The following is a 24,554-nucleotide window of genomic DNA, read 5'->3' as shown; positions in this document are numbered from 1 at the left end:
GGGCCCCGGCGCGCACCGTTTCGGCCCGGCCCTAAGCCGGGGGCCCCAACGACGCGGCGGCTGCCCACCCCGTACAGGGGTGGGCAGCCGCCGCGGAGCGCTACGCCTTGCGCAGGCGGAACGTCAGCGTCAGGCCCTCGTCCGTGAACGGGCTGCCGTACGTGTCGTCCGCCTCGCCCTGGGCGAAGTCCGTGGCGAGGACCTCGTCGGCGATCAGGGCGGAGTGCCCGGTCAGGCCCGCGACGGTCGCCGGGTCGGTCGCGGTCCAGCGGAGCGCGATGCGGTCGGCGACGTCGAGGCCGCTGTTCTTGCGGGCCTCCTGGATCAGCCGGATCGCGTCCCGGGCCAGGCCCGCGCGGCGGAGCTCCTCCGTGATCTCCAGGTCGAGGGCGACCGTCGCGCCGGAGTCGGAGGCGACCGACCAGCCCTCGCGCGGGGTCTCCGTGATGATCACCTCGTCCGGAGCGAGGGTGATCGTCTCGCCGTCGACCTCGACCGACGCCGTGCCCTCGCGCAGGGCGAGGGAGAGCGCGGCCGCGTCGGCGTTCGCGACGGCCTTCGCCACCTCCTGGACGCGCTTGCCGAACCGCTTGCCCAGGGCGCGGAAGTTGGCCTTGGCGGTCGTGTCGACCAGGCTGCCGCCGACGTCCGACAGGGACGCGAGCGACTCGACGTTCAGCTCCTCCGTGATCTGGGTGTGCAGCTCGGGGGAGAGGGCGTCGAACCCGGTGGCGGCGATCAGCGCGCGCCGCAGCGGCTGGCGGGTCTTCACGCCCGACTCCGCGCGTGTGGCGCGGCCCAGCTCGACGAGGCGGCGGACCAGGACCATCTGCTTCGACAGCTCCGGGTCGATCGCCGAGAGGTCCGCCTCCGGCCAGGACGCCAGGTGCACCGACTCCGGGGCGCCCGGGGTGACCGGAACGACCAGGTCCTGCCAGACCCGCTCGGTGATGAACGGGGTGAGCGGCGCCATCAGCTTGGTGACCGTCTCGACGACCTCGTGCAGCGTGCGCAGCGCCGCCTTGTCGCCCTGCCAGAAGCGGCGGCGGGAGCGGCGGACGTACCAGTTGGACAGGTCGTCGACGAACGCCGAGAGCAGCTTGCCGGCGCGCTGGGTGTCGTAGGCCTCCAGGGACTGGGTCACCTGGTCGGTGAGCGCGTGGAGTTCCGACAGCAGCCAGCGGTCCAGCAGCGGGCGGTCCGCCGGGGCCGGGTCGGCCTCGGAGGGCGCCCAGTTCGACGTGCGGGCGTACAGGGCCTGGAAGGCGACCGTGTTCCAGTACGTGAGGAGCGTCTTGCGGACGACCTCCTGGATGGTGCCGTGGCCGACGCGGCGGGCCGCCCACGGGGAGCCGCCGGCCGCCATGAACCAGCGGACCGCGTCCGCGCCGTGCTGGTCCATGAGCGGGATCGGCTGCAGGATGTTGCCCAGGTGCTTGGACATCTTGCGGCCGTCCTCGGCGAGGATGTGGCCGAGGCAGACGACGTTCTCGTAGGACGACTTGTCGAAGACCAGCGTGCCGACCGCCATCAGCGTGTAGAACCAGCCGCGGGTCTGGTCGATGGCCTCGGAGATGAACTGCGCCGGGTAACGGCTCTCGAACAGCTCCTTGTTCTTGTACGGGTAGCCCCACTGCGCGAACGGCATCGACCCCGAGTCGTACCAGGCGTCGATGACCTCCGGCACGCGCGTGGCCGTCTTCCGGCACTGCGGGCAGGCGAAGGTGACGTCGTCGATGAACGGGCGGTGCGGGTCCAGCTCCGACTGGTCGGTGCCGGTCAGCTCGGTCAGCTCCGCGCGGGAGCCGACGCAGGTGAGGTGGTCGTCCTCGCAGCGCCAGATCGGCAGCGGGGTGCCCCAGTAGCGGTTGCGGGACAGCGCCCAGTCGATGTTGTTGTTCAGCCAGTCGCCGTACCGGCCGTGCTTGACCGTGTCCGGGAACCAGTTGGTCTTCTCGTTCTCCTGGAGGAGACGGTCCTTGATCGCCGTGGTGCGGATGTACCAGGACGGCTGCGCGTAGTAGAGGAGCGCGGTGTGGCAGCGCCAGCAGTGCGGGTAGCTGTGCTCGTACGGGATGTGCTTGAAGAGGAGGCCGCGCTGCTGGAGGTCCTCGGTGAGCTTCTCGTCCGCCTTCTTGAAGAAGACGCCGCCGACGAGGGGGACGGTCTCCTCGAAGGTGCCGTCGGGGCGGACGGGGTTCACGACGGGCAGGCCGTAGGAGCGGCAGACCTTGAGGTCGTCCTCACCGAAGGCGGGGGACTGGTGGACCAGACCCGTACCGTCCTCGGTGGTGACGTACTCGGCGTTGACCACGTAGTGGGCGGGCTCCGGGAACTCCACCAGCTCGAACGGACGTTGATACGTCCAGCGCTCCATCTCGGCGCCGGTGAAGGTCTCGCCGGTGGACTCCCAGCCCTCGCCGAGCGCCTTGGCGACGAGCGGCTCGGCGACGACGAGCTTCTCCTCGCCGTCGGTCGCGACGACGTAGGTGACCTCGGGGTGCGCGGCGACGGCCGTGTTGGAGACCAGGGTCCAGGGGGTCGTCGTCCACACCAGGAGCGCGGCCTGGCCGGCGAGCGGACCGGAGGTGAGCGGGAAACGGACGTACACGGACGGGTCGACGACCGTCTCGTAGCCCTGCGCCAGCTCGTGGTCGGACAGGCCGGTGCCGCAGCGCGGGCACCAGGGGGCGACGCGGTGGTCCTGGACCAGCAGACCCTTGGTGAAGATCTCCTTGAGCGACCACCAGACCGACTCGATGTACTCGGGGTCCATCGTGACGTACGCCTCTTCGAGGTCGACCCAGTAGCCCATGCGGGTCGTCAGCTCGGAGAACGCGTCGGTGTGGCGGAGCACGGACTCGCGGCACCTGGCGTTGAACTCGGCGATGCCGTACGCCTCGATGTCCTTCTTGCCGCTGAAGCCGAGCTCCTTCTCGACCGCCAGCTCCACCGGGAGGCCGTGGCAGTCCCAGCCGGCCTTGCGGGCCACGTGGTAGCCGCGCATGGTGCGGAAACGGGGGAAGACGTCCTTGAAGACGCGCGCCTCGATGTGGTGGGCGCCCGGCATGCCGTTGGCGGTGGGCGGGCCCTCGTAGAACACCCACTCGGGGCGGCCCTCGGACTGCTCCAGACTCTTGGCAAAGATCTTCTGCTCGCGCCAGAAGTCGAGCACCGCGTGCTCGAGCGCGGGCAGGTCGATCTGGGCGGGCACCTGGCGGTACTGCGTCATCGATCTTCCTCCGGCGGACGTGCTGCCTTCCGTCGGAGGGACGAGAGCCTTCAGTCCTGTGTACGCCGTGTGCGGCGCGCTCCCGCGGTACCACCCTCCTTGGCCCTCCGGTGCGCCGTACGCTCCGGTGAGCCCCCTCATTGGGGTCGCGATGCCGGTTCTACCGGCCGCCGCCTGTCGGCTGCGGCTTTCTTCCGGCGGCTCCGGGGTGATCTTCACGTCGCGCTCGCCCCCGGGCTCCCACCGTCCCCGGGTCGCTCTGGGCTGCGTACGCCGCTACTCGTCCCCATCCACGCTTTTCGCTCCGCCCAGTGTACGGCGCCGCGACGACAGCGGCCGACCGGTTTCCTGCGCCGGCGCGCAGGGGGCGAGGGCGGGTCCGACATGACCCGAATGGGCAGGTACGGGCGTTCGGATCCCGGGGCGGTCGGCTCGGCGGATTACCCGGCGGGGAGCTGGGCACAACGCTTGCAGGCTTGCCGCGTGACGTGCGCGAGGTGGCCAATCGGGCGGTGTGCCCCGTTGCCGCGGGACTCGAGGCGATTTATCGTCCCAGAACGATTTGCGCGCAAGATCACAATATGTGAAGGGGCCGCGGCCATGGTGGCGAAGAAGACCGCCGTACAGCAGTCGGCGTCCGGCAGATCCACGGGTGCCTCCAGCGGTGCGGCCAGGGGCGTCGGGGGGAAGAAGAGCGCGCGGGCAGGGGGCGCCGCGCGGGCGGTGAAGGCGGTGCAGACGGTCGGGGAGGCCGTCGCCAAGGGGGCGAAGCAGGCGGCCGGCGGGAAGAAGGCGGCTGCGGGCGAGAGGGCACGCGGATCGGGGGTTGGTGGGGCCTCGGCGGGGAAGAAGGTGGTCGCCGAGGAGGTGGTGGGGAAGAAGGCGGTCGCCATGGAGGCGGCGGACGGGAGGGGGGTCGCGAAGGAGACGGCCTCCGGGAAGGCGGTCGCCGAGAAGGCGGCTGCCGGGAGCACGGCACCCCGGGAGACGGTCGCCAGGAAGGCGGCTGCCGGGAGCACCGGCGCCAGGAAGACGGCTGCGGGGAAGAAGGCGTCTACGAAGAAGGCGCCCGGGAAGAGGACGGTCGCACGGGAGACGGCCGTCAAGAAGGAGACGGCGAAGAAGACCGCGGCCGGGAAGGGGGTGGCCGGCCGGGCGTCGGCCGGGAAGGCGTCGGTCGAGTCGCTCGCGCCGGTGGACGAAGTGCTGCCGGCCGGGGCGGTCGGGGCGAACGCCGTCCCTGAGAAGGCCGTCCCTGAGAAGGCCGTCCCTGAGGAGGCCCTCCCCAAGAAGACGGCCGCCGGGAAGAAGCCGGCGGCGAAGAAGGCCACGGCCTCGGAGAGGGCCGCGGTGGCGGAGGGTGCCGGTGGCGAGGTGGCCGCCGGCGCGCAGGGCGCGGCCGGTGAGGCGGCCGTGGTTCCCGACGGCGCGGCGGACCGGACGGACGCCGCTGCGGAGGGGGCGGTCACAACGGTGGCCGCCGGCTCGGAGGGGGCCGGCGGCAAGGGCGGTGCTGCCGGGAAGGCGGCGGCCGGGAAGGCCACCGCGAAGAAGGGCACCGCCAGGAAGAGCACGGCCAAGAAGGTGGGCGCGGCCTCGGCCGCGGAGCAGACGGGAGCCACGACGGTGGTTGCGAAGAAGACCCCTGGCACGGCCATGGCGGCCCAGACCGCCGTACCCAAGGCACGGCTCGCCGCGGCGGAGCCGGGCGAGCTGGCGGTGCGCCCCGGTGAGGAGCCCTGGACGCCCGCGGAGGTCGAGGAGGCCCGCGCCGAGCTGCAGTCCGAGCGGGAGCGGCTGCGCGCGGAGCTCGCCTCCTCCGAGGCGGCCCTCGCGGGGCTGATGCGGGACTCCGGGGACGGCGCCGGCGACGACCAGGCGGACACCGGCACCAAGAACATCACGCGCGAGCACGAACTGGCGCTGGCCGCCAACGCGCGCGAGATGCTGATCCAGACCGAGCACGCCCTGGAGCGGCTCGACGCCGGCACCTACGGCCTGTGCGAGAACTGCGGCAACCCCATCGGCAAAGCCCGTATGCAGGCCTTCCCGAGGGCCACGCTGTGCGTCGAGTGCAAGCAGAAGCAGGAGCGGCGGTACTGATCACCCGGCTGTCGGAGGGTGTGCCGTACCCTCGTCCCCATTCAGGTACCTAGGTCGAGGGACTCACGTGGCAGAGGCGGAGCGCATCATCGGTACGCCGGACTCCCCGGAGGGGGCGGGAGCCGGGCCGGAGCCGTCCGACGAGCAGGTCGGGAGGCCGGCGCCGGACGAGTCGTCGGGCGCGGCCGCGCCGGCGGCGGACGGGGCCGGCGGGCCGCGCGGCAGGCGCCGGATCGCCGTGCTGTTCTGGGTCGCCGTGATCGCGTACGCCCTCGACCTGGTCAGCAAGATGATCGTGGTCGAGAAGCTGGAGCACCAGGAGCCGATCGAGATCATCGGGGACTGGCTGCGGTTCGAGGCGATCCGCAACGCGGGTGCGGCCTTCGGCTTCGGCGAGGCCTTCACCGTGATCTTCACGGTGATCGCGGCGGCGGTGATCGTGGTGATCGCCCGGCTCGCCCGCAAGCTCTACAGCCTGCCCTGGGCGATCGCGCTCGGCCTGCTGCTGGGGGGTGCGCTCGGCAACCTCACCGACCGGATCTTCCGCTCGCCGGGTGTCTTCGAGGGCGCGGTCGTGGACTTCATCGCGCCGAAGCACTTCGCGGTCTTCAACCTCGCCGACTCGGCCATCGTGTGCGGCGGCATCCTGATCGTGCTGCTGTCGTTCCGGGGCCTCGACCCGGACGGCACCGTCCACAAGGACTGAGCCGACGGGGGCCGAGCCCCGCGCGGGGTTGTCCACAGGCCCGTACGGGGCTGCCGGACCCGTCCGGCATACTCGACGGGTGAGCACGATTCCCGAGATCCGTACCCTGCCCGTGCCCGACGGCCTGGAGGGCGAGCGCGTCGACGCCGCCATCTCCCGCATGTTCGGCTTCTCCCGTACCAAGGCGGCCGAACTCGCAGCGTCGGGGAAGGTCACGGTCGACGGGTCGGTGGTCGGGAAGTCCGAGCGGGTGCGCGGTGGGGCCTGGCTCGAGGTCGAGATGCCGCAGGCGCCCGCGCCGGTGCAGCTGGTGGCCGAGCCGGTCGAGGGCATGGAGATCGTGCACGACGACGATGACGTGGTCGTCATCGTCAAGCCGGTCGGGGTGGCCGCCCACCCGTCGCCCGGCTGGACCGGCCCGACCGTCATCGGCGGTCTCGCCGCCGCCGGCTACCGGATCTCCACCTCCGGTGCCGCCGAGCGCCAGGGCATCGTGCACCGGCTCGACGTGGGCACCTCCGGCCTGATGGTCGTGGCCAAGTCGGAGTACGCGTACACGTCGCTCAAGCGCCAGTTCAAGGAGCGCACGGTCGACAAGCGCTACCACACGCTCGTCCAGGGACACCCCGACCCGACCAGCGGCACCATCGACGCGCCCATCGGCCGGCACCCCCAGCACGACTACAAGTGGGCGGTCACCGCCGACGGCAAGCCGTCCGTCACGCACTACGACCTGATCGAGGCGTTCCGCGCGGCCTCCCTGCTGGACGTCAAGCTCGAGACCGGCCGCACGCACCAGATCCGCGTCCACATGGCCGCCCACCGCCATCCGTGCGTCGGCGACCTGACCTACGGCGCCGACCCGACGCTCGCCAAGCGGCTGCGCCTGACCCGCCAGTGGCTGCACGCGGTGCGGCTGGGCTTCGAGCACCCCGGGGACGGCCAGTGGGTCGAGTTCTCCTGCGACTACCCGGACGATCTCCAGCAGGCGCTGGACCAGGTACGCGAGGAGACCTACGGATGAGCACACCCGCGTACGTGGTGCGCGTCGCCGAGGACCCCGCCGACCGCGAGGCCTGCTTCGCGGTGCGCAAGGAGGTCTTCGTCGGCGAGCAGGGCGTCCCCGAGGACATCGAGTACGACGCCTACGACGCGGGCGCGGTGCATGTGCTGGCGGTCCGCGAGGACGGCGTACCGCTCGGGACCGGGCGGCTGCTGTACGGCGAGGCGGCCGCGGCGAAGACGGACGGGGACCCGTCGGTCGGGTCGCTGGGTCGGCTCGCCGTCTCGAAGGAGGCGCGCGGGCTCGGCGTCGGGGCCGCGCTGGTGCGGGCCGTCGAGGACGCCGCACGCGCGCGGGGGCTCACGGCCGTGGACCTGCACGCGCAGACGCACGCGCTGGGGTTCTACGAGCGGCTGGGATACGAGGCGTACGGGCCGGAGTTCCCGGACGCCGGGATTCCGCACCGGGCGATGCGGCGGGCGTTGTCAGGGCTCTCGTAGCCGGGCCTGTGGCCGGGGGCTTGTGGCCGGGGGCCTGTGGTTGTGGGCTCATGACCGCCGGCTCGGGGCCAGGGGGCGCCGAACGGCTGGTGGCGGACGGGACGTGGCAGGCTGGAAGACAGCCCTGTGACGTCGTACCTCCGGAGCACTGACCGTGGATCAGTTGGCCCTGCTGTTCGTCCTGTTGCTCGGGGCCGTGGTGAGCGTCCCGCTCGGGGACCGGTGGGGGCTGCCCGCGCCGGTCCTGATGACGCTGCTCGGGATCCTGCTCGCGGTCCTCGACTTCGTGCCCAACGTCGACATCCCGCCCGACCTGATCCTGCCGCTTGTGCTGCCGCCCCTGCTGTACGCGGCGGTCCGGCGGACCTCCTGGCGGCAGTTCACGGCGAACAAACGGCCGATCTTCCTGCTCGCCGTGGCGCTGGTGTTCGTCACCACGCTCTGTGTGGCCGCGGTCGCCCACACCATCGTGCCCGGGCTGCCGATCGCCGCGGCCGTCGCGCTCGGGGCCCTCGTCGCGCCGCCCGACCCCGTGGCCGCCACCGCCGTGGCGGGACAGCTCGGCCTGCCCCGCCGGCTGGTGTCCATCCTGGAGGGCGAGGGGCTGTTCAACGACGTCACGGCCATCGTGCTGTACCACGTGGCGATCGCCGCGGCCGTCGGCGGGACCTTCTCGCCGTGGCGGGCGGGACTGGATCTGGTGCTGTCCGCGGTGGTGGCGGTGGCGGTCGGGCTCGCGCTGGGCTGGGGCGCCAACAAGCTGATGGATCTGCTCGGGGACGCCACCCTGCAGATCGGGCTGACGCTGCTGGTGCCGTACGCCTCCTACGTGATGGCGGAGGAGTTCCACGGCTCCGGGGTGCTCGCCGTGCTCACCACCGCGCTGTTCCTCGCCGAGTACGGCACCGATCCCGACGACGTGATGACGCGGCTCGCCGGGCACACCTTCTGGGACATCGTCGACACGCTGGTCACGGGGGTCGCGTTCGGGTTGATCGGGCTGGAGCTGCACAACGCGATCCGGACCGCGTCCGGGCGGTGGGGGGAGATGCTCGGGTGGGCGGCGGCGATCGTGGGGGTGGTCGTCGTGGTCCGCTTGCTGTGGCTGCTGCCGGCGACCTGGCTCACCCAGCGGCTGCACGCCAGGCGGGATCACGACGAGGACATCCCGATGAGCTGGCGGGAGACCGTCGTCATGTGGTGGTCCGGGATGCGGGGGGTGGCCTCGGTGGCGCTGGCGCTCGCGATCCCGTTGCGGACGGACGAAGGGGCGGCCTTCCCGAACCGGGACGAGATCGTCTTCATCGCGTTCGGGGTGATCATGGCGACGCTGGTGCTGCAGGGGCTGACCCTGCCGTGGCTGGTGAAGCGGCTCGGGGTGCAGGCGGACACGGGCCGGGAGAAGGCGTTCGAGAGGGAGCTGGCCGTGCGGGCCGCGAAGGCGGCGAAGCGGAGGCTGCGGGAGATCGAGGCCGAGGAGGACCTGCCGGAGGAACTGTCCGAGCAGATGGTGCGGCGGGCCTTCGACATCGGCTTGCGGATCAGTCCGGACATGGGGGAGGACGAGCGGCGGGAGGCGCACGAACAGCGGGTGCGGAGGCTGAAGCGGGTGCGGCGGATCCAGGGGGAGATGCTGAGCGCGGCGCGGCACGAGGTGGTGGCGGCACGCAGTGAGCCGGGGGCCGATCCGGAGATCGTGGACCGGGTACTGCGGCATCTCGACGTGCGCAGCCTGCGGTGAGGTGGCGAGCGGTCGCCGGGCGGCATCCGGCGCGTGGTCGTCTTCCCCGTGGGTGGCGCGTGGTCCGCGCCGTGTGTGAGTTGTTGGTGGCGGGTGCGTAAATCCCGGTGACCGTCCGTCGTCCGCTTCGTAGGGTCGGACGCATGGGACGCAACGTCGTGATCAGTGGTGGAGGGACCGGAATCGGGCTCGCCGCGGCGCAGGCCTTCGCCGCGGACGGGGACCGGGTGCTGTTGCTCGGGCGCCGGCGGGAGGTGTTGGAGAAGTCCGGGGTGGAAGGGGCGCTCACCTATGCCGCCGACCTCAGCGAGCCGGACGAGGTACGGCAGGTCGAACTGTTCGTCGAAGAGGTCTTCGGGACGGTGGACGTGCTCGTCCACGGTGCCGGCGGGACCGGACAGCTGGAACCGCATCCCGACAGTGACGATCCCCTCGACCGGGTCGCGCACAGCTGGACCGTGAACTTCCGGATCAACACCCTCACCGCGGCCCTGCTCACCGAGGCGCTGAAGGGACGGCTCGCGCGGCCGGGCGGGCGGGTCCTGTTCGTCAGCTCGATCGCCGCCTACCGGGGGTCCGGGAGCGGGGCGTACGGCGGCGCCAAGGCCGCGCTGCATCCGTACGCGCACGACCTCGCGCGGGAGTTGGGCCCGCAGGGCATCACCGTGAACGTCGTCGCGCCCGGATACGTCGAGGACACCGCGTTCTTCGGCGGCGCGATGGACGAGGCGCGGCGCGAGCGGCTCGTCGGGGAGACGGCGAACGGGCGTGCCGCAACGCCCGGGGACGTCGCCGCCACCTTGCACTGGCTGGCGTCCCCGGGCGCCGGGCACATCACCTCACAGATCCTTCAGGTCAACGGAGGCGCCGAGCGCGGACGCTGACGGTCGGTGTCCGCGCTCGGCGGCTGGTGGACCGCTGACGGTCAGCGGTCCGCGCGCGGCGTCTCATGGACGCGGCGCTGGCGCGGGGGCATGCCGTCGGGGAACGGGAAGCCGTCCGGACGTCCCGGCGGCACCAGCGCGTCCGCGGTGTTGACGCGGGGCAGCGCGTACGGGTGCTCCTCGGTCAGCCAGCGGATCATCTGCTCGCGGACCGTGACCCGCACCGTCCAGATGTCGTCGGCGTCCTTGGCGGTCACCAGGGCCCTGACCTGCACGGTGTTCGGGGTGGTGTCCGTGACGTCGAGGCCGTAGGCGCGGCCGTCCCAGGCCGGGCACTCGCGCAGGATGTCGCGGAGCTTCTCGCGCATCGCCTCCACGGGCGCCGAGTGGTCGACGTGCCAGTAGACGATGCCGGTCATCTGCGGTGTGCCGCGCGACCAGTTCTCGAACGGCTTGGAGGTGAAGTACGAGACGGGCATCGTGATCCGGCGCTCGTCCCAGGTCCGCACGGTGAGGAAGGTCAGCGTGATCTCCTCGACCGTGCCCCACTCGCCGTCCACCACCACGGTGTCGCCGATGCGCACCATGTCGCCGAAGGCGATCTGGAACCCGGCGAACATGTTGCTGAGCGTGGACTGCGCGGCGACACCGGCGACGATCCCGAGGATCCCGGCCGAGGCCAGCAGCGAGGCGCCGGCCGCGCGGAACGTCGGGAACGTCAGCAGCATCGCCGCCACCGCCACCACGCCGACGACCGCCGAGACCACGCGCATGATCAGCGACACCTGGGTGCGCACCCGCCGCACCCGGGCCGCGTCGCGGTGGACGCGCGCGTACCGGCTGTACGAGGTCTCCACCACCGCGGCGGCCATCCGGATCGCCAGCCAGGCGGCGGCCCCGATCAGCACCAGCGTGAGCGTCCGGCCGATGGCGACCTTGTGGTCCTGCAGCAGCTCCGCCTCGTCGTACGACCCTCTCAGCATCGCCGCGCACAGCACGAGCTGGTACGGGATACGTCCACGGCGCAGCAGCCCCCACAGGGGCGTCTCGGGGTGACTTCGGTCGGCCTTGCACAGAAGACGGTCGGTGGCCCAGCCGATGAACAACGTCAGTACGACCGAACCGCCGACCACGATCAGTGGGCGGAGTAGGTTCTCCATGCCTTCGAACGTAACCGGCCTGGCGGGGTCATGAACATGTGCCTTTTGTGAAGCGGCCCACGTGCGGTGGTGTGGGAGTCGCCTCGTGGGGCGATGTCGGCGCCGGCTGGCACCATGGCCCCATGAACATCATGCTCTTCCATTCGACCTATGGACTGCGCCCCGCGGTGCGCGCGGCGGCCGACCGGCTGCGCGCCGCCGGGCACGAGGTGTGGACGCCGGACCTCTTCGAGGGGCGCACGTTCGACACGGTCGAGGACGGCATGGCGCACAACGAGGAGATCGGCAAGGACGAACTGCTGAGGAGAGCCGTGCTGGCCGCCGCCCCCTACTCGGAGAGAGGTCTCGTGTACGCGGGATTCTCGCTCGGCGCGTCCATCGCGCAGACCCTCGCCCTGGGCGACGACAAGGCCCGTGGCCTGCTGCTCCTGCACGGCACCTCCGACCTCGCGCCGAACGCGTCGGTGGACGGGCTGCCGGTGCAGCTGCACGTCGCCGAGCCGGACCCCTTCGAGACCGACGACTGGCTGAGCGCCTGGTATCTGCAGATGGGCCGGGCGGGCGCCGACGTGGAGATCTATCGGTACGCCGGGGCCGGCCACCTGTACACCGACCCCGACCTGCCGGACTACGACGAGGAGGCCGCCGAGGCCACCTGGCGGGTGGCGCTCGGCTTCCTCGAGACCCTCTGACCCCGGGACCGCTGGACGGGCCTTCCGGCCGAGGTGATCGTCCACGGCGCCGGCTACACCGGGTCGTACGTCCGCTCCACCTTCTGCGTCCCGCTGCGCGTGCGGTACGAGCGCCACCAGGCCGAGGTCGCGTCGGCCTTCGTGCGGTCGGAGACGACGTAGTAGTCCATCTGCGCCCGGTCGGCGGTGATGTCCAGGACGCCGTAGCCGTGCCGGTCGGTGTCGACCCAGTGGACGTGGCGGTTGGCCGCCCTGATGATCGGGGCGGCCACCGCGGAGACCGTGCCCTCGGGGACCTTCACGAGGTCGTCGAGGTTGTCGGAGGTGACCGAGGTGACCACGAACTCCGTGGCGGCCGAGGCCGACAGGGGGTAGGTCCCGGCGTCCACCGGCACGTCGTTGGCCCACGCCATGTGGATGTCGCCGGTCAGGAACACGGTGTTGCGGATGGCGTTCGCGCGCAGGTGGGCGAGCAGCTCGCGGCGGTCGTCGGTGTAGCCGTCCCACTGGTCGGTGTTGAGGGCGAGGCCCTCCTGCGGCAGGCCGAGCAGCTTGGCCAGCGGCTTGAGCAGGTCCGCCGAGAGCGAGCCGATGGCGAACGGCGAGACCATCACCGAGTTGCCGACCAGCCGCCAGGTGGTGTCGGACGCCTTCAATCCGGCCTTCAGCCAGTCGAGTTGGGCACGGCCGGTGAGGGTGCGGTCCGGGTCGTCGACGTCGCCGTCGCCGAGGGAGACCTGCTGGGAGCGGAAGGAGCGCAGGTCCAGCAGGGAGAGGTCGGCGAGCTTGCCGAAGCGCAGACGGCGGTAGGTGGTGCCGGCGAGCGCCGGGCGGACCGGCATCCACTCGAAGTAAACCTGCTTCGCGGCCCCCTGACGGGCCGCCCAGCCTCCCTCGGCGCCCTCGGTGTGGTTCTCGGCGCCGCCCGACCAGGCGTCGTTGGCGATCTCGTGGTCGTCCCAGATCGCGATGACGGGAGCCTTGGCGTGCAGTGCCTGGAGGTCGGCGTCCGTCTTGTACCTGCCGTGCCGGGTGCGGTAGTCGGCGAGCGTGAGGATCTCGTGCGTGGGCGCGTGCTGCCGTACGACGGTGCCGCGCGTGCCGTACTCGCCGGTGCCGTACTCGTAGATGTAGTCGCCCAGGTGCAGCCAGGCGTCGAGGTCGCCGCGGGCGGCGAGATGGCGGTAGGAGGAGAAGTAGCCGGCCTCCCAGTTGGCGCAGGAGACCACACCGAAGCGGAGGTTGGCCACCGACGCGTCCGCCGCCGGCGCGGTGCGGGTACGCGCCACCGGGGAGTCGGTGCCGCCGGCCGAGAAGCGGAACCAGTAGTCGGTGCCCGGCTTCAGGCCCCGCACATCGGCCTTGACGGTGTGGTCGGAGGCGGCGGTGGCGGTGACGGAGCCCTTGGCCACGATGGCGGTCAGCGCCTTGTCCTCGGCGACGACCCATTCGACCTCGGTGTCCGGGCCCAGCCCGGAGCCGGGTATCGCCTCGGCGGTGGGCGTCACCCGCGTCCACAGCAGGATCCCGTCGGGCAGCGGGTCTCCGGAGGCGACACCGTGCAGGAAGGCCGGGGCCTCCTCGGCGGCCCGGGCGGGCAGCGCGGCGGCGAGCGGGCCGGCCAGCACGGCGGTGGCGGCGGCGGCCTTGACGACCGTACGGCGGCGCGGCGCAAGCGAGTTGGCGCGGGCGGGCGTCGCGTCGGTGCTCTCTGTTGATCTGTATCGACTGGTCACGGGCGATCAGATTACTGACCAGTACGACAAAAGAGCGGGCGAACCGGAAAAGTTCGCCCGCTCTTCGACTCGGCGTCGGATCCGGCTCGGTACCGGCCCGGACCGGTCCCGGACGCGGCCCGGGCCCCACCCGGATCAGGCCCGGGTCACGGCCGGGTCGGAGCCGATCAGGCCTTGAGGGCCGCCGCGACCGCGGTGTTGAAGTCGGCGACCGTCATCGGCGCGTTCTTGCCGTCGGAGCCGGTCAGCGTCTTGCCGTCCATCTTCAGCGTCGGGGTGCCGGAGACACCGCTGTCGTCGAACGTCGCGGACATCTCCAGCGCCCACCTGTCGAAGGTGCCGTCCTTCACGGCGGTCTGGAACTTGGTGTTGCCCTTGAGGGCGGCGACGGTGTCCGCCACCTTGATGAGGTAGCTGTCGTCCTTGAACTTGTCGTCGGACTCCTCGGGGTGCCACTTCGCCGAGTACAGCGCGGTCTTGTACTCGAGGAACGCCTCGGGGCTGACGTTCAGGGCGGCGCCCAGGGCGCTCAGCGCGTTCTTGGAGCCCTCGCCGGTCAGGCTGCGGTCGAGGAAGGTGGCGCCGACGAACTGGACCTTGTACTTGCCGGCGTCGTAGTCGGCCTTCACCGTCGAGCCGACGGTCTGCTCGAACTGGGCGCAGACGGGGCAGCGCGGGTCCTCGTACATCACGAGGGTCTTCTTGGCGGTGCTCTTGCCGATGACGACGGTCGTGCCGTTCTCGCCGGTGGTGTTGGCCGGCTTGACCAGCTTGGCGTTCTCGGCCTCCTCCCAGTAGGAGGGCTTGTTGGCCTGGACGACGGCGTAACCTATGCCGCCCGCCGCCGCCAGGACGCCGACGACCGAGCAGGCGACGATGATCTGGCGCTTGATCTTCGCCCGCTTGGCCTGGCGCTCGCGTTCGAGGCGCAGCCGCTCCCGGGCCGCCGTCTTCGCCGCCTGGCTGTTCCGCTTGCTCATGTGGGTGTTCTCCATGTGGGACGCGCACAGGTGTGCGCGGAATACGTGTGTGGGGGCTGGTCGTGCTCACGGGGGGGGGCAGGCCGTGCTCGAGGGCCGGCCGTGCTCTCCGGGGCCGCTGAGGCGACGCGGGATGCCGCTCAGACGAGGGCGATCGCGAGCGGCGGTCCACGCCGGCCCAGGGAGTGCACGAGGATCCGGTCGCGGACGGCGACCGTACGGCGCGTGGGCCGCGGCAGGCGGCGGGCCGCCGGGGCGCGTCGTACGGTCACGGCGGCGACGGCCAGCAGCAGCGGCCGGAAGGTGGTCGCCGCGGCCGCCCGCAGCAGCTGGGCCAGTGCCCGCTCGCCCCGGCGCAGCCAGGCGGCGGCCACCAGGCCGACGCCGACGTGGGCGCCGAGCAGCAGCCAGGCGGTGGCCGGGTCGGCGTGGGCGAGAAGTCCGCCGAGCCGGTCGGTGTCGGTGCCGGTGACCTGGGCCAGCGGCGTCCCGACCGGGGTGCCGTCGCCGCACAGCACGTCCCAGCCGACCGAGGCCAGCGGGCCGGCCACCGGGCCGCCCGCCCGGCCGTAGCAGACGTGCTGGCCGGTGGTGAAGACCGTGTCGGCCGCCAGCTCCAGCGGTATCAGCAGGGCGGCGATCCGCCCGAAGCCGCACTCGCGGCCCGCGAGGGCGTACGCGAGGACGAACACGGCGGCCGCGACGGCGGCCACCGTGTTGAGCGGCAGCGGGGCCCGGGACAGCAGCACGTGGGACGCGGTGCTGAGCGTCACGACGAAGGCCGTGAACAGCGCCGCGCGCACGGCTCTGAGTCGGGTCCCGGATATGTCCATAGCGGAGGAAGTGTGTCACGCGCTCCTGTAAGAGACCCCTAAAGGGTCGCGGTGCGAGCTCTATTCGTTATCCGTCGGCGATCCCGTCACAGGCCCGGGATCCGGCCGTTGCGGAAGAGGTCGACGAAGATCTGGTGGTCCGCACGCGCGCGTGCTCCGTAGGTGTGCGCGAAGTCCACCAGCAGGGGCGCGAAGCCCTCCTCGTCGGCGGCGATGGCCGCGTCGATGGCCCGCTCGGTGGAGAACGGCACCAGGGACTCGCCGGAGGTGTCGTCCGCCGCCGCGTGCATCGCGGCCGTGGCCCGCCCCAGGTCGGCGACGACGGCCGCGATCTCCTCCGGGTCGTCGATGTCGCTCCAGTCCAGGTCCACGGCGTACGGCGAGACCTCGGCGACCAGCTGGCCCGCGCCGTCCAGCTCCGTCCAGCCCAGCCACGGGTCGGCGTGCGCCTGCAGGGCGCGCTGCGAGATGACCGTGCGGTGCCCCTCGTGCTGGAAGTAGTCGCGGATCGCCTGCTCGCAGATGTGCCGGGAGACGGCCGGGGTCTGGGCCTGCTTGATGTAGATCACGACGTCGTTCTCCAGGGCGTCGCTGTGGCCCTCGAGCAGGATGTTGTAGGACGGCAGGCCGGCGGACCCGATGCCGATGCCCCGGCGGCCGACGACGTCCTTCACGCGGTAGGAGTCCGGGCGGGCCAGCGAGGTCTCCGGCAGCGTCTCCAGGTAGCCGTCGAAGGCCGCCAGCACCTTGTAGCGGGTGGCCGCGTCCAGCTCGATGGAGCCGCCGCCCGGCGCGAAGCGGCGCTCGAAGTCGCGGATCTCGGTCATGGAGTCCAGCAGCCCGAAGCGGGTCAGGGAGCGGGCGACCCGCAGCGCGTCCAGCAGCGGGCCCTGGGCCGTGTCCAGCGTGAACGGCGGCACCTCGTCGCTCTTGGCGCCGGTGGCCAGCGCGTGGATCCGCTCGCGGTACGCGCCCGCGTACACCTCCACCAGGTCGGTGATCTGGTCGTCGCCGAGCGCCTTCGCGTACCCGATGAGGGCGATCGAGGCGGAGAACCGCTTGAGGTCCCAGGTGAAGGGACCGACGTAGGCTTCGTCGAAGTCGTTGACGTTGAAGATCAGGCGGCCGTTGGCGTCCATGTACGTGCCGAAGTTCTCCGCGTGCAGGTCACCGTGGATCCACACGCGCGAGGTGCGGTCGTCCAGGTACGGACCGCTGGGTATCCGTCCGCCGTCGCGCCCCGCGCTTGCCGCGTCGAGGTCGTGGTAGAAGAGGCACGCCGTGCCCCGGTAGAACGCGAACGCCGAGGCCGCCATCTTCCGGAACTTCACGCGGAACGCGGCCGGGTCGGCGGCCAGGAGCGCGCCGAAGGCGGTGTCGAAGACAGCGAGGATCTCCTCGCCGCGAGGCTCGTCGTTGAGCTGCGGGACCGACATCGCGGGGTGCCTCCTGGTGCATGACGTGTACGACAGCGTTTCTGTCGTCTCCAACGGGCGGGCGCGCGTGAAAGTGCCCGCGACCCCCCGCTGTGAAGGTACGCGGGGGAGCCCGCCGAGTGTCAGTCCCGAGGCATAGACTTCGACGCTGACCCCCGGACTGTCCGCCGGCCCGTCGTCGAGCGTTTCCCTTGGAGGCCACGTGTCAAAGCCGCCGTTCACGCACCTGCACGTCCACACCCAGTACTCGCTGCTGGACGGTGCCGCGCGGCTGAAGGACATGTTCGACGCCTGCAACGAGATGGGCATGACGCACATCGCCATGTCCGACCACGGCAACCTCCACGGGGCGTACGACTTCTTCCACTCCGCGAAGAAGGCCGGAATCACCCCCATCATCGGGATCGAGGCCTATGTCGCCCCCGAGTCCCGGCGCAACAAGCGCAAGATCCAGTGGGGCCAGCCGCACCAGAAGAAGGACGACGTCTCCGGTTCCGGTGGTTACACCCACAAGACGATCTGGGCGGCGGACAAGACGGGCCTGCACAACCTCTTCCGCCTCTCCTCGGACGCGTACGCCGAGGGCTGGCTGCAGAAGTGGCCCCGTATGGACAAGGAGACCATCGCCCAGTGGTCGGAGGGGCTCATCGCCTCCACCGGCTGCCCCTCCGGCGAGCTCCAGACCCGGCTGCGTCTCGGCCAGTACGACGAGGCCCTGAAGGCGGCCGCCGACTACCAGGACATCTTCGGCAAGGACCGCTACTTCCTGGAGCTGATGGACCACGGCATCGAGATCGAGCGCCGCGTCCGCGACGGCCTCCTCGACATCGGCAGGAAGCTCGGCATCCCGCCCCTGGTGACCAACGACTCGCACTACACGTACGCGCACGAGGCGGGGGCGCACGACGCCCTGCTGTGCATCCAGACCGGCAAGAACCTCTCCGACCCCGACCGCTTCAAGTTCGACGGCACCGGCTACTACCTGAAGTCCACGGACGAGATGTACGCCATCGACTCCTCGGACGCCTGGCAGGAGGGCTGCCGCAACACGCTCCTGGTGGCCGAGCAGATCGACACCACGGGCATGTTCGAGAAGCGCGACCTCATGCCGAAGTTCGACATCCCGGAGGGCTACACCGAGGTCACCTGGTTCAAGGAGGAGGTCCGCCGCGGCATGGAGCGCCGCTTCCCCGGCGGCATCCCCGAGGACCGGCAGAAGCAGGTCGAGTACGAGATGGACGTCATCATCCAGATGGGGTTCCCGGGCTACTTCCTCGTGGTCGCCGACTTCATCATGTGGGCCAAGAACAACGGCATCGCCGTCGGCCCCGGCCGAGGCTCCGCGGCCGGCTCGATCGTCGCCTACGCCCTGGGCATCACCGACCTCGACCCGATCCCGCACGGCCTGATCTTCGAGCGGTTCCTCAACCCCGAGCGCGTCTCCATGCCCGATGTCGACATCGACTTCGACGAGCGTCGGCGCGTCGAGGTGATCCGGTACGTGACCGAGAAGTACGGCGCCGACAAGGTCGCCATGATCGGCACGTACGGCACCATCAAGGCCAAGAACGCCATCAAGGACTCCGCGCGCGTGCTGGGCTACCCGTACGCGATGGGCGACCGCATCACCAAGGCCATGCCCGCCGACGTCCTCGGCAAGGGCATCCCGCTCTCCGGCATCACCGACCCCAGCCACCCCCGCTACTCGGAGGCGGGCGAGGTCCGGGCGATGTACGAGAACGAACCGGACGTGAAGAAGGTCATCGACACCGCCAAGGGCGTCGAGGGACTGGTCCGGCAGATGGGCGTGCACGCGGCCGGCGTGATCATGTCCAGCGAGACCATCACCGACCACGTCCCGGTCTGGGTGAGGCACACCGACGGCGTGACCATCACGCAGTGGGACTACCCGAGCTGTGAGTCGCTCGGCCTGCTGAAGATGGACTTCCTGGGCCTGCGCAACCTCACGATCATGGACGACGCCGTCAAGATGGTGAAGGCCAACAAGGGGATCGACATCGATCTCCTGAGCCTCCCGCTCGACGACCCCACGACCTTCGAGCTGCTCCAGCGCGGCGACACCCTCGGCGTCTTCCAGTTCGACGGCGGCCCCATGCGCTCCCTGCTGCGCCTGATGAAGCCGGACAACTTCGAGGACATCTCCGCCGTGTCGGCCCTGTACCGGCCGGGCCCGATGGGCATGAACTCCCACACGAACTACGCGCTGCGCAAGAACGGGCAGCAGGAGATCACGCCGATCCACCCCGAGCTGGAGGCGCCGCTCAAGGAGGTCCTGGACGTCACCTACGGCCTGATCGTCTACCAGGAGCAGGTGCAGAAGGCCGCCCAGATCATCGCCGGCTACTCGCTCGGCGAGGCCGACATCCTCCGCCGCGTGATGGGCAAGAAGAAGCCCGACGAACTGGCGAAGAACTTCACCATCTTCCAGGCCGGCGCCCAGAAGAACGGCTACAGCGACGAGGCCATCCAGGCCCTGTGGGACGTGCTGGTCCCCTTCGCCGGCTACGCCTTCAACAAGGCGCACTCCGCCGCGTACGGACTGGTGTCGTACTGGACCGCGTACCTGAAGGCGAACCACCCCGCCGAGTACATGGCCGCGCTGCTGACGTCCGTCAAGGACGACAAGGACAAGTCGGCCGTCTACCTCAACGAGTGCCGGCGCATGGGCATCAAGGTGCTCCCGCCGAACGTCAACGAGTCCGAGGCGAACTTCGCCGCCCAGGGCGACGACGTGATCCTCTTCGGCCTCTCCGCCGTCCGCAACGTCGGCACCAACGTCGTCGAGTCGATCATCAGGACCCGCAAGGCGAAGGGGAAGTACGCCTCCTTCCCGGACTACCTGGACAAGGTCGAGGCGGTCGTCTGCAACAAGCGGACCACCGAGTCCCTGATCAAGGCCGGCGCCTTCGACTCGATGGGCCACACCCGCAAGGGGCTGACGGCCCAGTACGAACCGATGATCGACAACGTGGTCGCGGTCAAGCGCAAGGAGGCCGAAGGCCAGTTCGACCTCTTCGGCGGCATGGGCGAGGAGCAGACCAGCGAGCCCGGCTTCGGCCTCGACGTCGAGTTCACCACCGACGAGTGGGAGAAGACGTACCTGCTCGCGCAGGAGCGCGAGATGCTCGGTCTGTACGTCTCCGACCACCCGCTGTTCGGCCTGGAGCACGTGCTGTCCGACAAGGCCGACGCGGGCATCGCCCAGCTCACCGGAGGCGAGCACGCGGACGGCGCGGTGGTGACCATCGGCGGCATCATCTCGGGCCTGCAGCGCAAGATGACCAAGCAGGGCAACGCCTGGGCGATCGCCACCGTCGAGGACCTGGCCGGCTCCATCGAGTGCATGTTCTTCCCGGCGACCTACCAGCTGGTGTCCACCCAACTCGTCGAGGACGCCGTGGTGTTCGTCAAGGGCCGCCTCGACAAGCGGGAGGACGTGCCGCGCCTCGTCGCGATGGAGCTGATGGTCCCGGACCTGTCCACCGCGGGCACCAACGCGCCGGTGATCCTGACCATCCCGGCCGTGAAGGTCACCCCGCCGATGGTCAGCCGCCTCGGCGAGATCCTCACCCACCACAGGGGCGACAGCGAGGTCCGGATCAGGCTCCAGGGCCCGACGAAGACGACCGTGCTCCGCCTCGACCGGCACCGGGTCAAGCCCGACCCGGCGCTGTTCGGCGACCTCAAGGTGCTGCTCGGCCCGTCCTGCCTGGCGGGCTGAGCGAGCGACCACACCGGGCAACCCACGCCGAGGTTCCCGCACCGAGGGACCCACGCTGCGGGTACTGCGCTGAGGTGCCCGCACCGAAGAGGCCGCAGCGCGCGCACGCATGAGGGGCGCACCCGACACCGGGTGCGCCCCTCGGCATGCGCCGGGCTTTCAAGGGCCCGTCACACAGATGCTAGTTGTGACCGAAGCGCTTGCCGCGGCCCTTGCCGCGGCCGGCCTCACCGGGGTTCACCTGCGTCACGTGCTGCTCGTCCTGCGGCTCCATCGTCGACGGCTGCGCCGTCTGCGGGGTGCGCTCGGCGTGCGACTGCTTACGGTCACGGTTCTTGTTCTTGGCCATGGGGATCTGCCTCCTGTTGGGGGTCTAGGGGCCAGGGCCGGGACCAGATTCACATAGGCTGACACGCGGCGCATTTCGGATAATTACCGTCTGTGACAGGCGCGTCGGAGCGGGCGGCCCCCGAAACGCCACGCCGAAGATCGAGTTCGGGCCGTTAACCTCCGCGCCGTCGGGCAGACTCGAAGCAGGCCCGAAGCAAACCTCCCAGGAAGAGGGTGAGTCGTGTGGACCGCTGCATCGTCCTGGTGGACGCCGGGTATCTGCTGGGGGCCGCCGCGAGCCTCCTGGCGGGAGAGCCGTCGCGGTCCCGGATCACCGTCGACCACTCCGCCCTCGTCCAGGGCCTGCGCGAACAGGCCGAGTCCGACACGCAACGGCCCCTGCTGCGCATCTACTGGTTCGACGGCGCCCCCGACCGCGTCCCCCAGCCCGAGCACCGTCGGCTGCGCGTGATGCCCCGGGTGACCGTCCGCCTGGGCGCCCTGACCCGCAGCGACGGCCGCTGGGCGCAGAAGGGCGTCGACGCCGCCATGCACGCCGAGCTGACCGAGCTGGCCCGCAACCGCGCCTGCTCGGACGTCGTCCTCGTCACCGGCGACGGCGACCTGCTGCCCGGCATGATGGCCGCCAAGGAACACGGCGTCGCCGTCCACCTGTGGGCCGTGCAGGCCGCCGACGGCGACTACAACCAGTCCGAGGACCTGGTCGCCGAGGCCGACGAACGGCGCGTCCTGGACCGTACCTGGATCACCAAGGCCGTACGCGCCAAGGACCTCGGCGGGACCTGCGCGCCGCCGCCCGCGCCCCGGCCCGAGATCGCCGCGATCCTCTCCGCGCCGCTGCCCGACTCGGGACTCGGCCACGCGGACGGACGCGCGAGCGAGGGGAGCGAGCACACGCCCGCCGCCTCGGCCGACGGCGACGCCCCGCGGGAACAGGTCCCCGCACCCAAGGGCGTCCCCACGCCGAAGGACCTCGCCGCCCTGCGCGCACCCGGGGCCCAGACCGTCCAGCACCCCGCGACCGCCACCCTGCGCTGGTCCTCCGACAAGGGCTGGGTGGACCGGCCCGGCGCCCCCGCCGAGCCCCCCGAGGCCGCCTCCATGCCCACGCTCGCCCAGCTCACCACGGCCGAGCAGCGCTGGGCCGACCGCGAGGAGGACATCACCACCGTCGGCGGCGACCCGTTCGAGGTGGGGCAGGTCTTCGCCCGGCGGTGGATGGAGCGGCTCGGCGACCAGAGCCACCTGCAGAAACTGTCCGGGATGTATCCGCGGATCCCGCACCGCATCGACGGCGAGCTGCTGCGGTACGCGGCCCGCTTCGGGCTGCTCGCGCACAAGGACGACCAGATCGACGAGCACGACCGCTACGCCATCCGGGCGGGGTTCTGGCGGGAGATCGACGTGCGCACGGCCGCCGAGCACGCGCCCGCGGGGGACTGAACCGGGCACCCGGGACGCCCCCGACGGCGAGCGGGAGGCGCCGACCCCGTAGTCTCGTCCCTTGTGAGTACGCGCGCGGCACCGGCAATTCGGCACAGGGACGAGGTCGTGTGTGCCGTGCGCGGCCTGACCAAGACCTATCCGGCGGTACGCGGCCGGCGCGGCGCCCCCGCCACGCCCGAGGTACGCGCCACCGACGACGTGCGACTGGACGTCCGGCGCGGTGAAATCTTCGGCCTGCTCGGGCCGAACGGGGCCGGCAAGTCCACCCTCGTCCGGCAGGTGACCGGGCTGATGCGGCCGGACACGGGCAGCGTGGAGATCCTCGGACACGACATCGTGCGCCATCCCGAGCGGGCCGCGCGCATCCTCGCCTACCTCGGCCAGGAGTCCACCGCCCTCGACGACCTCACCGTCTCCCTCGCCGCCGAGACCACCGGACGCCTGCGCGGCCTCGACGTACGGCAGGCCCGCCGGGAGCGGGACGCCGTGCTGGAGGAACTCGGGCTCACCCCGCTCGCCGGGCGGCCGCTGCGGAAGCTGTCCGGCGGACAGCGGCGGCTGGCCTGCTTCGCGACCGCGCTGGTGGGGGAGCGGCCGCTGCTGGTGCTGGACGAGCCGACCACGGGCATGGACCCCGTGGCCCGGCGGGCCGTGTGGGGCGCCGTGGACCGGCGGCGGGCGGAGCGCGGGACGACCGTGCTCCTCGTCACCCACAACGTCATCGAGGCGGAGACCGTGCTCGACCGGGTCGCCGTCCTCGACCGGGGCCGGGTCATCGCCTGTGACACGCCCGCCGGGCTCAAGGAGCAGGTCGCGGGCGAGGTGCGGGTGGAGCTGGTGTGGCGGGAGCGGGCGCCGCTGGACGTGCCCGAGGTCGCCGCGCTGCGCGAGCGGGCCGCGGAGTCCGGACGCCGCTGGACGCTGCGGCTGGCCCCCGAGGAGGCCCGCACGGTCGTCGCCACCGTCACCGGCGGGGCCGCCTTCGCCGCCCTGGACGACTTCACCCTGGCCACGCCGAGCCTGGAGGACGTCTACCTGGCGCTGGGCGGCGCCGCGCGGCAGGGGCTGGTGAGGGTTTGAGCACGGCGGCCACCGCATCCGTACCGAACAGGACGACTGACGGAGTGAACTCCGAGAGGGAGAGCAACGCGACGTGAGTGTCGTACCCGCAGAGGTTCTGCCGGGCAGCGTCCTGGCCGCCGACGAGCAGCCGTCCCGGGCGGTGGCCGAGCTGGGGCCGCGCGCGCGGCTGTGGCCGTCGCTCGTGGCCGTGTACCGGGCGCAGCTGTCCCGCGCGCGCGTGGCGCGCATCCCGCTGCTGTTCGTGGCGACCTTCCAGTCGGTCGGCATCCTGGTCATGATGCGCGGCGTCGTGGACGGCGGCAGGGAGGCGGAGGCCGTGGTGGCCGGTTCGGCGGTCCTCGTCGTCGCCTTCGTCGCGCTGAACCTCCTCGCGCAGTACTTCGGGCAGCTGCGGGCGAGCGGAGGGCTGGACCACTACGCGACCCTGCCGGTTCCGCCCGCCGCCGTGGTGCTGGGCGCGGCGGGCGCGTACGCGTCCTTCACCGTGCCGGGGACGCTGGTGACGGCCGTCTTCGGTTGCGTGCTGTTCGGGCTGCCGCTGACCCACCTGTGGGTGCTGGCGCTGGTGATCCCGCTGGCGGGTGCCGCGCTGTCCGGGCTCGGCGCGGCCTTCGGGCTGCTGGCGCCCCGCCCGGAGCTGGCCACGGTCCTGGGACAGCTGGGCATGTCGGCGGCGCTGCTGCTGGGCGTGCTGCCGCCCGACCGGATGCCGGAGCCGGTGCGCTTCACGCGCGACCTGCTGCCGTCGACGTACGGCGTCGAGGCGTTCGCGCGGACCTTCCGGGCGAGCCCCGACTGGGCATTCGTCCTCGGTGACCTCGCGGTCTGCGCGGGCGTCGGCGTGGTGTCACTGGCCGTCGCCACCTGGGCGTATCGCCGGGCCGCCGTCCGGTGACGCGCCGCTCGGGCGGGCCTGGCACGATGTC

The 24,554-nt window shown here is 71.5% G+C and carries 18 protein-coding genes; 11 read left to right on the top strand and 7 right to left on the bottom strand.

Annotation, left to right across the window (positions count from 1 at the left end):
- Positions 1 to 100: 100 nt before the first annotated feature.
- Positions 101 to 3,232, bottom strand: a complete 3,132-nt coding sequence (gene ileS / locus ACIBBD_RS00340; RefSeq protein WP_399416996.1) for an isoleucine--tRNA ligase — start codon at positions 3,230 to 3,232, stop codon at positions 101 to 103.
- Positions 3,233 to 3,832: 600 nt separating this feature from the next.
- Here ileS and ACIBBD_RS00335 point away from each other — a divergent pair.
- The 6 genes from ACIBBD_RS00335 to ACIBBD_RS00310 all read left to right on the top strand — a co-directional run bounded on the left by ACIBBD_RS00335 (position 3,833) and on the right by ACIBBD_RS00310 (position 10,169).
- Positions 3,833 to 5,335 carry a TraR/DksA C4-type zinc finger protein gene (locus ACIBBD_RS00335; RefSeq protein ID WP_399416995.1) on the top strand — a complete coding sequence of 501 codons (1,503 nt, stop codon included), beginning with the start codon at positions 3,833 to 3,835 and terminating at the stop codon, positions 5,333 to 5,335.
- A 67-nt stretch (positions 5,336 to 5,402) separates the two neighbouring features.
- Complete coding sequence (gene lspA / locus ACIBBD_RS00330) at positions 5,403 to 6,041, top strand: signal peptidase II (RefSeq protein ID WP_399416994.1); 639 nt, start codon at positions 5,403 to 5,405, stop codon at positions 6,039 to 6,041.
- A gap of 79 nt (positions 6,042 to 6,120) precedes the next feature.
- Positions 6,121 to 7,065 carry an RluA family pseudouridine synthase gene (locus tag ACIBBD_RS00325; RefSeq protein WP_399416993.1) on the top strand — a complete coding sequence of 315 codons (945 nt, stop codon included), beginning with the start codon at positions 6,121 to 6,123 and terminating at the stop codon, positions 7,063 to 7,065.
- The gene (locus tag ACIBBD_RS00320; RefSeq protein WP_399416992.1) at positions 7,062 to 7,544 is read left to right on the top strand and encodes a GNAT family N-acetyltransferase; all 483 of its coding nucleotides are present in this window, start codon (positions 7,062 to 7,064) and stop codon (positions 7,542 to 7,544) included. The genes ACIBBD_RS00325 and ACIBBD_RS00320 overlap by 4 nt, the downstream gene beginning before the upstream one ends.
- 154 nt (positions 7,545 to 7,698) lie before the next feature.
- Positions 7,699 to 9,285 (top strand): Na+/H+ antiporter, encoded by a 1,587-nt coding sequence (locus ACIBBD_RS00315; protein ID WP_399416991.1) that lies wholly within the window; start codon positions 7,699 to 7,701, stop codon positions 9,283 to 9,285.
- Between the two features lie 143 nt (positions 9,286 to 9,428).
- A complete protein-coding gene (locus ACIBBD_RS00310; protein WP_399416990.1) occupies positions 9,429 to 10,169 on the top strand; it encodes an SDR family NAD(P)-dependent oxidoreductase in 741 nt (246 codons plus the stop codon).
- A 41-nt stretch (positions 10,170 to 10,210) separates the two neighbouring features.
- Here the strand turns inward: ACIBBD_RS00310 and ACIBBD_RS00305 are convergent, their stop codons facing one another.
- The gene (locus ACIBBD_RS00305; RefSeq protein WP_399416989.1) at positions 10,211 to 11,329 is read right to left on the bottom strand and encodes a mechanosensitive ion channel family protein; all 1,119 of its coding nucleotides are present in this window, start codon (positions 11,327 to 11,329) and stop codon (positions 10,211 to 10,213) included.
- A 122-nt stretch (positions 11,330 to 11,451) separates the two neighbouring features.
- Between ACIBBD_RS00305 and ACIBBD_RS00300 the strand changes: the two genes are divergently transcribed.
- Positions 11,452 to 12,021, top strand: a complete 570-nt coding sequence (locus ACIBBD_RS00300) for a dienelactone hydrolase family protein (RefSeq protein ID WP_399416988.1) — start codon at positions 11,452 to 11,454, stop codon at positions 12,019 to 12,021.
- Positions 12,022 to 12,074: 53 nt separating this feature from the next.
- Here ACIBBD_RS00300 and ACIBBD_RS00295 read toward each other — a convergent pair whose 3' ends face one another.
- From ACIBBD_RS00295 to ACIBBD_RS00280, 4 genes are all read right to left on the bottom strand, one after another.
- Entirely contained in the window at positions 12,075 to 13,757 is a 1,683-nt protein-coding gene (locus ACIBBD_RS00295) for an alkaline phosphatase D family protein (protein ID WP_399416987.1), read from the bottom strand.
- 167 nt (positions 13,758 to 13,924) lie between these two features.
- A complete protein-coding gene (locus ACIBBD_RS00290; protein ID WP_399416986.1) occupies positions 13,925 to 14,737 on the bottom strand; it encodes a thioredoxin domain-containing protein in 813 nt (270 codons plus the stop codon).
- Between the two features lie 140 nt (positions 14,738 to 14,877).
- Entirely contained in the window at positions 14,878 to 15,570 is a 693-nt protein-coding gene (locus ACIBBD_RS00285) for a hypothetical protein (protein ID WP_399416985.1), read from the bottom strand.
- An 86-nt stretch (positions 15,571 to 15,656) separates the two neighbouring features.
- Entirely contained in the window at positions 15,657 to 17,006 is a 1,350-nt protein-coding gene (locus ACIBBD_RS00280; RefSeq protein WP_399416984.1) for a DUF2252 domain-containing protein, read from the bottom strand.
- 202 nt (positions 17,007 to 17,208) lie between these two features.
- Here ACIBBD_RS00280 and dnaE point away from each other — a divergent pair, with 202 nt between their 5' ends.
- Positions 17,209 to 20,748: a DNA polymerase III subunit alpha gene (dnaE, locus tag ACIBBD_RS00275; protein ID WP_399416983.1), complete on the top strand. Its 3,540-nt coding sequence runs from the start codon at positions 17,209 to 17,211 to the stop codon at positions 20,746 to 20,748.
- 181 nt (positions 20,749 to 20,929) lie between these two features.
- Here dnaE and ACIBBD_RS00270 read toward each other — a convergent pair whose 3' ends face one another.
- The gene (locus ACIBBD_RS00270; RefSeq protein ID WP_399416982.1) at positions 20,930 to 21,097 is read right to left on the bottom strand and encodes a hypothetical protein; all 168 of its coding nucleotides are present in this window, start codon (positions 21,095 to 21,097) and stop codon (positions 20,930 to 20,932) included.
- Positions 21,098 to 21,321: 224 nt separating this feature from the next.
- On the opposite strand from ACIBBD_RS00270, the gene ACIBBD_RS00265 reads away from it, so the two are divergent.
- The 3 genes from ACIBBD_RS00265 to ACIBBD_RS00255 all read left to right on the top strand — a co-directional run bounded on the left by ACIBBD_RS00265 (position 21,322) and on the right by ACIBBD_RS00255 (position 24,523).
- Positions 21,322 to 22,542: an NYN domain-containing protein gene (locus ACIBBD_RS00265; RefSeq protein WP_399416981.1), complete on the top strand. Its 1,221-nt coding sequence runs from the start codon at positions 21,322 to 21,324 to the stop codon at positions 22,540 to 22,542.
- Between the two features lie 108 nt (positions 22,543 to 22,650).
- On the top strand, positions 22,651 to 23,625 hold the full coding sequence (locus tag ACIBBD_RS00260) for an ABC transporter ATP-binding protein (RefSeq protein ID WP_399416980.1): 975 nt from the start codon (positions 22,651 to 22,653) through the stop codon (positions 23,623 to 23,625).
- A 73-nt stretch (positions 23,626 to 23,698) separates the two neighbouring features.
- The gene (locus ACIBBD_RS00255) at positions 23,699 to 24,523 is read left to right on the top strand and encodes an ABC transporter permease (protein ID WP_399416979.1); all 825 of its coding nucleotides are present in this window, start codon (positions 23,699 to 23,701) and stop codon (positions 24,521 to 24,523) included.
- The last annotated feature ends 31 nt before the right edge of the window (positions 24,524 to 24,554 follow it).

Origin of the sequence: Streptomyces sp. NPDC051315 (assembly GCF_044455165.1) — a bacterium.
Taxonomy (GTDB): domain Bacteria; phylum Actinomycetota; class Actinomycetes; order Streptomycetales; family Streptomycetaceae; genus Streptomyces.
The sequence above is the reverse complement of the archived record's forward strand: the minus strand, read 5'-3'. Positions and strand labels throughout refer to the sequence as shown.

Excerpts from the sequence above, each read along its gene's own strand:
- ACIBBD_RS00285 (WP_399416985.1), bottom strand. The coding sequence starts at position 15,570 with ATGGACATATCCGGGACCCGACTCAGAGCCGTGCGCGCGGCGCTGTTC.
- ACIBBD_RS00335 (WP_399416995.1), top strand. The coding sequence starts at position 3,833 with ATGGTGGCGAAGAAGACCGCCGTACAGCAGTCGGCGTCCGGCAGATCC.
- ileS (WP_399416996.1), bottom strand. The coding sequence starts at position 3,232 with ATGACGCAGTACCGCCAGGTGCCCGCCCAGATCGACCTGCCCGCGCTC.
- ACIBBD_RS00280 (WP_399416984.1), bottom strand. The coding sequence starts at position 17,006 with ATGTCGGTCCCGCAGCTCAACGACGAGCCTCGCGGCGAGGAGATCCTC.
- ACIBBD_RS00320 (WP_399416992.1), top strand. The coding sequence starts at position 7,062 with ATGAGCACACCCGCGTACGTGGTGCGCGTCGCCGAGGACCCCGCCGAC.
- ACIBBD_RS00300 (WP_399416988.1), top strand. The coding sequence starts at position 11,452 with ATGAACATCATGCTCTTCCATTCGACCTATGGACTGCGCCCCGCGGTG.
- ACIBBD_RS00305 (WP_399416989.1), bottom strand. The coding sequence starts at position 11,329 with ATGGAGAACCTACTCCGCCCACTGATCGTGGTCGGCGGTTCGGTCGTA.
- ACIBBD_RS00290 (WP_399416986.1), bottom strand. The coding sequence starts at position 14,737 with ATGAGCAAGCGGAACAGCCAGGCGGCGAAGACGGCGGCCCGGGAGCGG.
- ACIBBD_RS00270 (WP_399416982.1), bottom strand. The coding sequence starts at position 21,097 with ATGGCCAAGAACAAGAACCGTGACCGTAAGCAGTCGCACGCCGAGCGC.
- ACIBBD_RS00310 (WP_399416990.1), top strand. The coding sequence starts at position 9,429 with ATGGGACGCAACGTCGTGATCAGTGGTGGAGGGACCGGAATCGGGCTC.